Origin of the sequence: Actinomadura nitritigenes (assembly GCF_017573545.1) — a bacterium.
Classification (GTDB): Bacteria; Actinomycetota; Actinomycetes; order Streptosporangiales; family Streptosporangiaceae; genus Spirillospora; species Spirillospora nitritigenes.
Window position 1 is genome coordinate 85,043 of the sequence record NZ_JAGEOK010000001.1, and the last position, 11,275, is coordinate 96,317.

At 73.2% G+C, this 11,275-nt stretch carries 9 protein-coding genes and 1 pseudogene; 6 read left to right on the forward strand and 4 right to left on the reverse strand.

All coding sequences use genetic code 11. From position 1 onward, the window contains the following. Window positions 1–113: 113 nt before the first annotated feature. From J4557_RS00365 to J4557_RS00385, 5 genes are all read left to right on the forward strand, one after another. Complete coding sequence (locus tag J4557_RS00365) at window positions 114–641, forward strand: pyridoxamine 5'-phosphate oxidase family protein (protein ID WP_208264269.1); 528 nt, start codon at window positions 114–116, stop codon at window positions 639–641. 52 nt (window positions 642–693) lie between these two features. Further along, a complete protein-coding gene (locus tag J4557_RS00370) occupies window positions 694–1,191 on the forward strand; it encodes a DinB family protein (protein WP_208264270.1) in 498 nt (165 codons plus the stop codon). A gap of 70 nt (window positions 1,192–1,261) precedes the next feature. Continuing rightward, a complete protein-coding gene (locus J4557_RS00375) occupies window positions 1,262–1,861 on the forward strand; it encodes an RNA polymerase sigma factor (RefSeq protein ID WP_208264271.1) in 600 nt (199 codons plus the stop codon). Next, on the forward strand, window positions 1,854–2,891 hold the full coding sequence (locus J4557_RS00380) for a CU044_5270 family protein (protein ID WP_243775070.1): 1,038 nt from the start codon (window positions 1,854–1,856) through the stop codon (window positions 2,889–2,891). The genes J4557_RS00375 and J4557_RS00380 overlap by 8 nt, the downstream gene beginning before the upstream one ends. A 51-nt stretch (window positions 2,892–2,942) precedes the next feature. After that, window positions 2,943–3,497 carry a hypothetical protein gene (locus J4557_RS00385; RefSeq protein WP_208264272.1) on the forward strand — a complete coding sequence of 185 codons (555 nt, stop codon included), beginning with the start codon at window positions 2,943–2,945 and terminating at the stop codon, window positions 3,495–3,497. A 22-nt stretch (window positions 3,498–3,519) separates the two neighbouring features. Here J4557_RS00385 and J4557_RS00390 read toward each other — a convergent pair whose 3' ends face one another. Both J4557_RS00390 and J4557_RS00395 read right to left on the reverse strand, forming a co-directional pair. After that, complete coding sequence (locus tag J4557_RS00390; protein WP_208264273.1) at window positions 3,520–6,648, reverse strand: family 78 glycoside hydrolase catalytic domain; 3,129 nt, start codon at window positions 6,646–6,648, stop codon at window positions 3,520–3,522. Between the two features lie 28 nt (window positions 6,649–6,676). Further along, window positions 6,677–6,988: a LamG-like jellyroll fold domain-containing protein gene (locus J4557_RS00395; RefSeq protein WP_208264274.1), complete on the reverse strand. Its 312-nt coding sequence runs from the start codon at window positions 6,986–6,988 to the stop codon at window positions 6,677–6,679. Window positions 6,989–7,052: 64 nt separating this feature from the next. Here J4557_RS00395 and J4557_RS00400 point away from each other — a divergent pair, with 64 nt between their 5' ends. Then, window positions 7,053–8,714, forward strand: a complete 1,662-nt coding sequence (locus J4557_RS00400) for a transposase (RefSeq protein ID WP_243775071.1) — start codon at window positions 7,053–7,055, stop codon at window positions 8,712–8,714. Window positions 8,715–8,795: 81 nt separating this feature from the next. Here J4557_RS00400 and J4557_RS52120 read toward each other — a convergent pair. After that, window positions 8,796–9,038, reverse strand: a pseudogene (locus J4557_RS52120) (beta-L-arabinofuranosidase domain-containing protein); the annotation flags it as partial. A 182-nt stretch (window positions 9,039–9,220) separates the two neighbouring features. Further along, entirely contained in the window at window positions 9,221–11,260 is a 2,040-nt protein-coding gene (locus J4557_RS00410) for an alpha-L-rhamnosidase-related protein (RefSeq protein WP_208264275.1), read from the reverse strand. Window positions 11,261–11,275 lie beyond the last annotated feature (15 nt).

The following is an 11,275-nucleotide window of genomic DNA, read 5'->3' on the forward strand; positions in this document are numbered from 1 at the left end:
GGCAACGCTCACATCTCAACCGGCCTTGAGGTCAACCCGGGGCCCGGCGATGAGTTACCGGCCGCGGACCGGTCATATCTCCCGACGACGCACCAACGGAGAGGTGGACGGCCATGACCGAACGCGACCCCATCGACGTCAGCGACCTGGACATCTACGGCAGCGGCGGCCCCATGCCGTGGGAGCGGGCCCGGACCGCGCTGGCCGAGGGCCTGCCGCGGATGGAGACGCCCGTCTTCCTCGGCACGGTCCGCCCCGACGGGCGCCCCCACTCCGCGGGCATCGGGGCGCTGTGGCACGACGGCGACCTGTACTTCACCAGCGGCCCGGGGACGCGCAAGTCCCGCAACCTCGCCGGGAACCCGGCGTGCACGCTGTCCGCCCGGCTGGAGGGCCTGGACCTCGTCCTCGAAGGCGAGGCGGAGCGGGTCACCGACCCGGCCGTGCTCGAACCGGTCGCGGCCGCCTACCGCGACGGCGGCTGGCCCGCCGAGGTCGACGGCGACGCGTTCACCGCCCCGTACAGCGCGCAGAGCGCCGGCCCGCCGCCGTGGCACCTGTACCGCTTCACCGTCCGCACCGCGATCGGCGTGGCGTTCGTCGAGCCGTTCGCCGCCACCCGCTGGACCTTCCCCGCCTGACGCCTGCCCGGCAGAGCCCGCTCCGGGAGGGGCGCCGGCCTAGGGTGGTGCGATGAACGAACCGCGCGGTGACCTGCGTCCCCCGAGCCTGAACGCCGACGAGCCGGCGACCCTGCTGGCCTTCCTGCGCTACCTGCGCGACGCCGTCGCGGCCAAGGCCGCCGGCGTCCCGGACGAGGCGGCCCGGACGCCCGGCGTCCCGTCCGGCACGAGCCTGCTCGGCCTGGTCAAGCACCTCACGCGCACGGAGCTGAACTGGTTCGTGTGGGCGTACGAGGGCGCCGACGTGCCGCTGCTGGACGACGGCGAGCCGCCGCTGCCCGGCGAGACGGCCGCGGACATCGTCGCGGGCTACCGCGCCGCCGCCGCGCGCTCGGACGCGATCGCCGCGGCGTGCCCCGACCTCGACCGTCCGGGCGCCCGGTCACTGCGCGAGACGCCGCCGCCGTCCATGCGCTGGCTGCTGGTGCACATGATCGAGGAGACCGCCCGGCACGCGGGCCACGCCGACATCCTCCGCGAGCGCCTGGACGGCTCGGTGGGCCGCTGACGCTCCGGGAACCGATCGGCCGCGGACGGGCAACAAGGGGCGTCCCGAACCAGAGCCGAGAGGCCCCACCATGAGCGAGACGAGCCGGGCCGAGGCCGATGACGCCTCCATCATCGGACGCTCCCGGCACGAGCCGGAGGCGTTCGCCGAGATCTTCCGCCGGCACGCGCCCGACATCAAGCGCTACGTCACCCGGAGGCTCGGCGGCGACGCCGCGGAGGACGTCGTCGCCGAGACCTTCCTGACGGCGTTCAGCCGGCGGCACGCCTACGACCTGGCGCGCCCGAGCGCGCGCCCGTGGCTGTACGGCATCGCCACCAACCTGATGGGGCGGCACGTCCGCACGGAGGTCCGGTGGCTGCGCGCCCTGCGGCGCACGGGCGCCGACCCGGTGACGGCGGCGTTCACCGACCGCAGCGACGAGCGGCTCACCGCCGAGGCGTCCGGCCCGCGGCTGGCGGCCGCGCTGGCCGCGATGCCGAAGGGGCGCCGCGACGCGCTGCTGCTGGTGGCGTGGGAGGGCCTCAGCTACCCGGAGGTCGCGCGGGCGCTGGGCGTCCGCGTCGGCACGGTCCGGTCGCGGATCAACCGGGCCCGGGCGCAGCTGCGCCGGGAGCTCGGCGGGACGGACGTCATGGCCATCGTCAGCGAGGAGCCCGTCCATGAATGAGATGACCCGACTCGAGCGGTTCCGCTCCGAGGTGCCCCGGCCCGGGCCGGCGGACCTGCGCGCCGAGGAGGAGCGGCTGCGGGCCGCGATGCTCGCCCCGGCGCCCGGACGGCCGAAGGCGCACCGGCCACAGCGCTTCCGGCTCGCCGTGGCCGTGACCGCCGGAGCCGCGGCAGCCGCCGTCACCGCGGGCCTGGTCGTGGCCGGCCCCGGAGGGGGGCCGCACCGCGCCCCTGCCGTCCACACCATGCCGGTCGCGCACGTCGAGCTGCTCCAGCACGCCGCGGACGCGGCGGGCCGGACGCCGGAGCTGCACCCGAGGCCCGGCCAGTTCCTCGTCTACCGGTCCATGGCCATGAACGCGGTGGAGAGCAACAGCGGCAAGAGCGGCTACAGCCGCTACCTCTCGCGCGAGAGGCGCACGATCTGGCTGCCCGTGGACGGCGACGCGACGCACGGCGTCCTGGCGACGGAGGTGCTGCCGCCCAAGCCCTACCCCGGGTACGCGATCCCGCCCGACGCCCGCAAGGAGGCCGGGCACACCGGTCCGGCGAAGGCCGCGGACTTCGACGACCGCGCGGAGTGGCTGCGCACCGACTACACCTACCTGAGCCGCCTGCCCGCCGACCCGGCGGGGATGTACGAGCATCTGTACTCCCACCTCGGCACCGGGCCGGAGGCCGACGGCCAGGCGTGGCAGAACGTCGGCGGAATGCTCACCGAGGCGTACATGCCCGCCGCGCAGCGCAAGGCGCTGTTCCGGGCCGCCGCAGCCATTCCGGGCGTGCGAACCGTCGGCGAGGCCGTGGACGCCGCGGGCCGCACCGGCATCGCGGTGTCCCTGGACGAGCCCGGAAGCGGGCAGCGCGACGAGTACATCTTCGCCCCGAAGACGTACCTGTACCTGGGGCAGCGGACGGTCGTCACCGACGCGTCGATCGCCCGCGCGCCGGCGGGCACCGTCGTGACCTCGACGGCGCAGCTGAGCGTCGGCCTCACCGACCGCGCCCCGGCGGTCGCCCGCCGCTGACGCGCCGCAAACCCGTTGCGGCGGCGGCGTGCCCCGGCGAATCCTGGGCCCATGGGCGAACTGCTCGGCTTCTGCGTGGTCGCGAACGTGCGGCGGGAGACGGCCTCCGGTGAGGGCGGGCTGGTGATCCGCCACGGCCTGAGGCACTTCTCGGGCGGGACGAAGCTGTGGGTGCTGCCGCCGCAGTGGGGCGACGGCGGCGAGGACCTCCTGGTGGCGGGCCGGCACCGCGGCAGGCGCGGCGGCTACGTGCGGATGGTGGTGCCGCGCCGGCACATGGAGAACTTCCGGGTCCGCGGGATCTACGACCCGGCGGTCATGCGCGTGCTGACCGCACCGGGCGCGCCGGGCGGCGAGGTCCGGCTCTGGGAGGGCCGCGAGGAGGCCGAGAAGGCCTCCGCCTGGTGGTCCAGCGCGGTCCTCCCGGCCAGGACGTGCGGAGCCGAGGGCTATCCGCACGACCTGGGCGGGGTGGGCGATCCGCCCCCGCTCGAACTGCGGAAGGACGGCCGGATCTATTACCTGGCGCATTTCAATGCGAACCGGGCCGTCTACTCGCTGCTGCCGCCGCCCGCCGAGGCGCCGGGCCCGCCCTCCGGCCGGTGACCGGAGGGCGGGCCCGGGCGCGTCAGGCGATGGTGCCGTGGAAGGTCCAGGTGCCGGAGCCGACCTCGGCGGGCTCGGCGGCGCCGGGGACGTGGACCTCGGCGGTGCCGCCCGCCGGGACCGTGACGGTCAGCGTCACCTTGCCGCCGTCGCGCGTCCAGGACGAGCGGACCTCGCCGTACGGGGTCCGCCGCGTCGCGGACGCGCGGGTCAGGTCGCCGACGACGGCCGGGGCGATGACCAGGTTCCGGTAGCCGGTGGAGCCGTCGGCCTGCCGGATGCCGGCGAGCCGGGAGGTGAACCACGAGTCGATCGAGCCGAGCATGAAGTGGTCCTGCGACTGGCCGCTGCCGCCGTCCCAGGACTCGCCGAGCGCGGTGTTGCCGTGCACGACCTGGTAGCCGTAGCTGGGGCTGTCGGTCTGCGTGGCGATCCGGTAGACGACGTCGTCGGGCAGGACGCGGAACGCCGACGGCAGCGAGATCTCGCCGAGGAGCAGGTGATAGCCGGCGTTCTTGACGCTGCCGGCCAGGTGGTCGAGCAGCTTCTGCCGGTCGGCGGCGGGGACGGCGCCCATGTCGAGGGCGAGGGCCTCGGCGCCCTGGCCGCCGCCCGCGAAGGTGCCCGTGGAGGCGTCGTAGTACTTGTCGGCGAGGGCCTTGGCGCTCTGGTCCGCCTTGGCCTTGTAGGCGGCGGCGTCCGCGGTCTGCCCGAGCACCCCGGCGATCTTGGCGAGGGTGTCGTTGACGCGCCAGTAGCCGTAGGTGCCCGACACCGTCTTCGGGAAGGTCCGGTCGGGCGTGAACCAGTCGCCGAGGCTGTAGTCGGTCAGCCCGCCGGTCGCGCGGGCCTCCAGGTACGCGGAGTACTTCTTCATCTGCGCGTAGTGGGTCCGCATCGTCTCGGTGTCGCCGTAGTTCCGGTACAGCTGCCACGGGACGACGACGAACGCGCCGCCCCAGTTGGGGTCGTCGCGGTAGGCGCCGGCGAGGACGGTGTAGTCCGGCACGGTGGACGGGATGAGGCCGGCGTCGGTCTGCGCGTCCGCCATGTCCTGGACGACCTTGCGCAGCAGCGCGTGCACGTCGTAGTTCGCGGCGAGCGCGTCGCCGACGAGGTGGTCCTGCTCCAGCCAGCCGAGCTTCTCGCGGCTCGGGCAGTCGGTGAGGATGCTCTGCATGTTGTTCTCGATGGCCCGGCGGACGAGGCCGTGGACGCCGTCGATGAGGTCGTTGGACGAGCTGAACGAGCCGGCGGAGGCGGTGTCGTTGCGCAGCGCCTGCCCGCGGACGGTGATCGTCGCGCCGGCGGGCAGCCCGCGCACCTCCAGGTACCGGAAGGAGTGGTAGGAGAACCGGGGGTGCCAGGTCTCGGCCTCCGAGGTGCGGGTCGTGTACTGGTCCCAGATCGGCGCGCCGACGTTGCTGGCCGACTGGTTCGCGCGGCCGTCCTTGAGGCTCTCGGACGGGTACACGCGGACGGCGGTGCCGGCGGGCGCGGTCACGGTGATCTCGGGGCGCCCGGCGATGACGCGGCCGACGTCGAACACCCGGTAGCCGTCGCCGGAGCCCACCTGCTCGCCGGGGAGGGTCTCGACGACGCGGACGGGTTCGGCCTCGCGCCCGCTGAGCGCGCCGGGCGCGGGGACGGGGACGGCGTCCTCCCAGCCGGAGCGGGACGCGCCGGGCCGGTCCCAGCCGGGGCGCTCGCGGCGGGCGTCGTGGTCCTCGCCGCCGTACCAGTTGGAGAAGGTGACGGGCCCGAGGACGGTCTTCCACGTCCCGTCGCTGGCGACCCGCATGACCTGCCCGTTCGCGAGGGTGACCTCCAGCTGCGCCATCAGCTTCGGGTCGCTGATCGTGCCGGAGAACTTCCGGTACCGGTCGGGCGTGGAGATCACGTTGGCGCTGCCGTTGCCGAGCTCGACGCCGAGGGTGTTGCCGCCGGGCCGCAGCATGCTCGTGACGTCGTAGGCGGCGTACTGGACGCGCTCGGCGTAGGCGGTGTTGGCGGGTTCGAGCTCGGCGTCGCCGACGCGGCGGCCGTTCAGCCGCGCCTCGTAGACGCCGAGCCCGGCGACGTAGAGGCGGGCGTCCCGGACGCCGCGCGGGAGCGAGAAGTCCTTGGCGAAGATCGGCAGCGCTTCGGGGACCGGCGAGTCCGGCGGCGCCTGCCCGGTGACGGACGCCCCGTTCTCGAACGGTCCGTCGGCGGCGCCGGACGCGCCGACGGTGAAGTCGGCGGGCGCGTACGGCACCTTGCCGCCCTCGGCGGGCTGGTCGGTGCGCGGGAACAGCAGGACCTCGTCGAACGCCTTGGCGTCCTTGAGGTCGACGGTCAGCGTCAGCGGCTTGTCCGAGACGTCCGCCTTCGGGTAGGCGGAGCTGGACCAGCCGGCGAACTCCTGGTTCGTCGTCTCGGTCCCGTCGGTGAGGTAGCGGGTGCCCCACTTGCGGTTGACGTTGCCGCCGCTGTCGGACGCGGTGACGGTCCTGCCGGCGGCGAGGTTCGTGCCGGGGTCGGCGGAGTCGCGGACCTCCAGTTCGGCGAGCTGGAGCCGGTACGTCTCGTCCGGCACCTGCTCGACCATCGGCAGCCCCAGCCTGGTGACGTCGAGGCGGACGTACCGGGCGGTGGTCTTCGGCAGCCGCACCACGATCGGGTCGGGCTTCTTGGTGCTGGTCTGCCAGTCCTTCTGGCCGATCCAGCGGCCCTGCCAGTCGCTCTGGGCGGTGAGGCCGGTCTCGAACCAGGACGGCGCCGACCAGCCGGACGCCTTCGGGCCCGTCCACACGCGGACGCGCCAGTGGACGCGGGTGCGGCTGCCGAGCTTCTCGCCCGCGTAGTCGACGCGCTGCGCGGCGGAGGCGACGCGGCCGGAGTCCCAGAGGTCGGGGCGGCCCTGCCGCAGCGCCTTCTCGCTGGTGGCGGCCTGGATCTGGTAGGCGGTCTGCGCCGTGTTCCGGCCGCCGCGCAGCTGCCAGGTGAGGGGCGGGGTCGTGTCGTCGATGCCGAGCGCCTGGGACAGGTCGTCGGCCCGCAGGCCGGTGACGTCCGCGCGGGCGTCGGCGTGCGCGGGCGGGGCGAGGAGGGTCAGCGGCAGGACGACGGTCACCGCTGCGGCTGCAAGGCCGCGGATCGGCTTGCGCAAGGGGGTTCTCCTAGGAGGGTCTGGGCCGTCAGCGGCCCTGGGCGTGCAGGTCCGCGATGTCGGCGTCCGTCAGGACGTGGTCGTAGAGGCGGAAGCCGGTGACGCCGCCGTCCATGGCCGGGTTGCGGGTGTCCTGGGAGCGGCCGAGGTAGTTGTGCGTGGTGGCGCCGAGCGCGAGCGGGCTCATGACGAGGCCGTCGTTGCGTCCGGCGGGGACGCCGTCGACGTACAGGACGGCCGATCCGTCCCCGGCGGTGACGGCCAGGTGGGTCCAGGCGCCGGAGGGGAGGGCGGACGGCGCGTCGGCGTAGTCCTCGCCGTCCATGCCGGTGATCTTCATGGTGTTAGTGGCGGCCGGAGGGTATCGATTGCACGCTCAACTTAAGTGACTTAAAGTATCCGGCGTGTCGCGGAATGTTTCCAATAGGGTGGGTGCCTCGTCGACCGCACCTTTCGCTGCGCCGTTCGTGGTGGCGGGTCCCTCGGGCGTTGCTGTGCGTGACCGGCTCAAAGGCCTGACGGTCGAGGACGAGCGGGTGTTGCGGCTGGTGGGGGCGCACCTGGGGTCGCTGGCCGGTCGTGATCTGAAGGCTCGCTGCGCCGATGGCCTGGATCATGACGCCGAGCGTTGGGCGGCGCGTAAGCGGGGATTGACGGGTGAGTCGTCGGCGCGGTGGGCCGGTTCGATCACCAAGGCCAGCCATGATCAGTGGGCGCTGGCGCGGCGGTGCCAGTTGGCGCACTTGCGCTCTCTTGAGGCCGGTGTGCAGACGATCGAGCATCGGCTGTCGCAAGCGATCGGCGCAAAGGGCGCCAAGCGGGCTCCAGGAGGCTACCGCTCCAAGCGGGAGTGGTTTGCCAAGTCCCGCCGCCTGGGCGTGCTGAAGGACCGGCTCGCCGCCGAGCAGGCCGACTGGGACGCCGGGGTCGTGCGGGTGGTGCGAGGCGGCCGTCGGCTCCTGACCACCCGCCACAACCTGGAGGACGCCGGGTTCACTGCGGATGACTGGCGGGCGCGATGGGAGGCCGGACGCTGGTTCCTGCACGCCGATGGCGAGTCGGGTAAGGGCTACGGCAACGAGACCATCCGCGTCACCCCGCAGGGCGAGGTGTCGATCCGACTGCCCGCCCCGCTGGCGCACTTGGCCAACACCAAGCACGGCCGATACGTCCTGGCATGCCGTGTGGCCTTCAAGCACCGGGGCACCGAGTGGGCCGACCGCATCGCGTGCAACAGTGCGGTGGCCTACCGCATTCACCTCGACGTGGACCGGGGCCGCTGGTATGTCACTGCGTCCTGGCAGCGCCCCGCCGCCCCGGCACTTCCACTTGAGGCCGCACGTGTTCGAGGCATGGTCGGGGTGGATACCAACGCCGACCACTTCGCCGCCTGGCGCCTCGATCGGCACGGCAACCCCGTCGGCGACCCGCGCCGCTTCGACTACGACCTGTCCGGTGGCGCCGCCCACCGGGACGCGCAGGTCCGGCACGCCATCACCCGCCTGCTGCACTGGGCCACCGCCTGCGGCGTGGCCGCCATCGGCATCGAGGACTTGCACTTCACCAAGGAGAAGACGCGGGAGAGGCACGGCCGCCATAAGCGGTTCCGGCAGTTGATCTCCGGGATGCCGACCGGGAAGTTGAGGGCCCGGCTGGTGGCGATGGCCGCCGAGGCCGGGTTGGCGATCGTGGCGGTGGACCCGGCTTACACCTCGCGCTGGGGTGCGCAGCACTGGCGTGCTCCGATGACCAGTGAGACCAGGAAGGTTTCCCGGCACGATGCGGCGAGCATCGCGATCGGGCGACGCGCCCTGGGACACCCGATCCGGCGACGAACGGCACCGCCCCCACACGACCAGAGCGATCATGCGGGGCATCGGACCGTCCAGGTCGGAGCGGGCACCCCAGAGCGTGAGGGACCCCGCCCCCCTGTCACGGAGCCTGCACACGATGCACGCCCCCGGCTCGGGACAATGAGAACGCGGGCGACCAGCACGTCCAACACCGTTCGGGACGCGCGCAGCACCAGGAAATGGGAGCAAAACCCACTCCTGGACACTGTCTAGGAACGGTGGCCGCCCGCCTCCATGCTCCTCGAACGCCGACAGGTATCCGGCGGCGAACCCGGCCGACGGCGACGCCGCCTGGCATCTCGCCAGCTCGGCGACGATGTACCGGCCCTTGGCCGCGTACGCGTCGTCGCCGGTGTTCGCGTGCGCCTGCGCGAGCGCCGACAGCAGGTGCCCGGTGGAGTGGCCGCGCAGCTGGACGTTCGGCGCCTCCCAGCCGCCGCACGGCTGCGCCGACGACGGCAGCCCCACGTTCAGCCGGAAGGTGTGCAGGAGCCGGTCGGCGTCGATGAACACCAGGTAGTCGCAGGTCCGGGCCATGTTCGCGCGGAAGGGGCCGTCCAGCAGGGTGACGTCCCGCAGCGGGAACGGCGCGAGGACCGGCTTCGGCGAGACCCGCACGGTCCCGGCGCGGGCGCGCGGTGCGGGCAGGGCGGGGAGGGCGAGCGCCGCCGAAGCGGCGCCCGCCGTGCCGAGGAACGCCCTGCGGTCCAGGGCGGGGGTCACGCCCGCTCGCTCCGGATGGTGTGGTTCCCGTGCAGGCCGTCGACGTAGACGTACTCGCCGTCGCTCCGGACGCCCTGCATCAGCGCGCGGGTGCCGTCCCAGACGAGGTGCCCGTCGACCCGGACCTTGATCCGCTCGCCGAACGTGGGCACGCCGGCGCGTCCGGTCGCGGCCTGCGGCGCCTTCAGCTTCGCGGTGTAGGCGCCCTCGGCGACCTTCCAGGAGCCCTCGACGGCGCCGAGCGTCGTGGTGATGCGGCCCTGGGCGAAGGAGAGGTCGGCGGTGTGCGGGACGAAGTCGAACGACCGCCCGCCCGTCCCGGTCGGGTTCAGCCCGAGGACGCCGAAGGTCAGCGCGGTGACGGGGCCCGTCGCCCACGCGTGCGCGAGGCTGGTGTAGGAGCTGCAGAAGACGCAGCCGTCGCCGGGGTTGCGGTACGACTCCCAGAACGTGCTGCCGGTGCCCTGCGGGTGGCTCAGCATGTAGCCCCACTCGCGCCGGATGATGTCGACGCCGGCCTGGTCGGCGGCCTGCCCTCCGGCGGCGAAGTGCGCGTTGACCTCCATCGAGCCGGAGAAGACGCCCGGGTTGCCCTTGTTCTCGGGCGCGGTGGAGGCGACCTCGTTCCAGTTGCCCTTCAGCTCGGCGCTGATCCGGCGGGCCTGCTCCTGGTCGGCGAGGCCGTACCAGACGGCGAGCGAGTTGCCGTCCTGCGGGTGGATCGCGTTGCCGGGGTAGAACCTGTACGCGCCGGCGGCGTCGTCCCAGAAGTCGGCGTTGATGGCGGTGCGCAGCGCGGCGGCGCGCTGGGCGTAGGACTCCGCGAGGCCGGTGTCGCCCTGGGTGCGGGCGAGCTGCGAACCGGTGTCGAGGACGCGCCACAGCAGCACGTTCGCGATGAGGTTCTCGCCCTTGGCGAGGATGCGGACGGAGTCGGACGTGCCGGTGATCGACAGCAGGCCCTTCGCGTCGACCTTCGCGGAGGTGTAGTCGACGGCCTTCTTGTACCGGTCCCAGATGCCCGCGACCCACTGCGCGTCACCGGTGTACTTGTAGTAGTCCCAGCTCGCGGCGAGGGTCCACAGGTGGTAGGTGTCCGAGCCGTACTTGTTCAGCTCCGGTCCGGCGTAGGGCAGCTCGCCGGTGTCGCGCTGGTGCTGGTAGATCACGTCGAGCGAGTTGCGGGCGGACGCGGTGTCGTCGAACGCGGCGTACGCGGTCGGGATCTCGACGCCGAGGTCGCCGGGCCAGACCGTCCGGTCCCGCTTGGCGCCGTCCACGAGGATGGACGCGCCGGAGCCGATGTCGCCGGTGTTGTCCCACAGCGCCGCCGGCGCCTCCCACACGCGGCCGGTCTTCGGCGAGATCGTGTTCAGCTGGACGGTGTAGGCGCCCGCGTACCAGATCCGGTTCAGCAGGTCGTCGCTGGAGTAGAAGTAGTTCGCGTACTTCGACGGGTCCTTCACCTGCGGCGCGGGCGTGTAGTGCAGCGACACCCCGTCCAGGTCGACGCTGCCGCCCGACCGCATGAAGATCGTCAGGTAGCGGAACCCGCCGCGCAGGTACTTCTCCGGCGTGGTGTAGGCCGTGCGGCCGTCCACGTCGGCGGTGAGGGCGCCGTCGCGGCTGCGCGGGCCGCCGGTGGAGGCGTCGCTGTCGGTGGCGACGTAGGCGGACGACTCGTTGAACGCCAGCCCGACCTGCTGGGCCCCGTCCGAACCGGCGAAGTGCAGGGTGGTGAGGCCGCCGACCTCCTTGCCGAAGTCGAGCGTGACGTACGACCCGGCGCCGCTGAGCGTCGTCTTCTGCCCCTGGAGGACGGCGGACGGGTTCGTGACGTCGCCGCTGGTGTTGTAGACGGCGACGGGGCGGACCGTCCGGGACGACGGCGACAGGACGTACCGCTTCCACGGCGCCGAGCCGTGCCCGCTCCCCTGGCCGGAAGCGGCCGACGCCGGGACGGCCTGGGCGGCGAGCAGGGCGGACATTCCCAGGGTGAGAGCGGCGATGCGCCGCCTGGATACGCTGTGGTACATGGATTCCTCGTGTTC

Bases quoted from the DNA above. Each gene is read 5' to 3' on its own strand.
- J4557_RS00365 (WP_208264269.1), top strand. From the start codon at position 114: ATGACCGAACGCGACCCCATCGACGTCAGCGACCTGGACATCTACGGC.
- J4557_RS00370 (WP_208264270.1), top strand. From the start codon at position 694: ATGAACGAACCGCGCGGTGACCTGCGTCCCCCGAGCCTGAACGCCGAC.
- J4557_RS00375 (WP_208264271.1), top strand. From the start codon at position 1,262: ATGAGCGAGACGAGCCGGGCCGAGGCCGATGACGCCTCCATCATCGGA.
- J4557_RS00380 (WP_243775070.1), top strand. From the start codon at position 1,854: ATGAATGAGATGACCCGACTCGAGCGGTTCCGCTCCGAGGTGCCCCGG.
- J4557_RS00385 (WP_208264272.1), top strand. From the start codon at position 2,943: ATGGGCGAACTGCTCGGCTTCTGCGTGGTCGCGAACGTGCGGCGGGAG.
- J4557_RS00395 (WP_208264274.1), bottom strand. From the start codon at position 6,988: ATGAAGATCACCGGCATGGACGGCGAGGACTACGCCGACGCGCCGTCC.
- J4557_RS00410 (WP_208264275.1), bottom strand. From the start codon at position 11,260: ATGTACCACAGCGTATCCAGGCGGCGCATCGCCGCTCTCACCCTGGGA.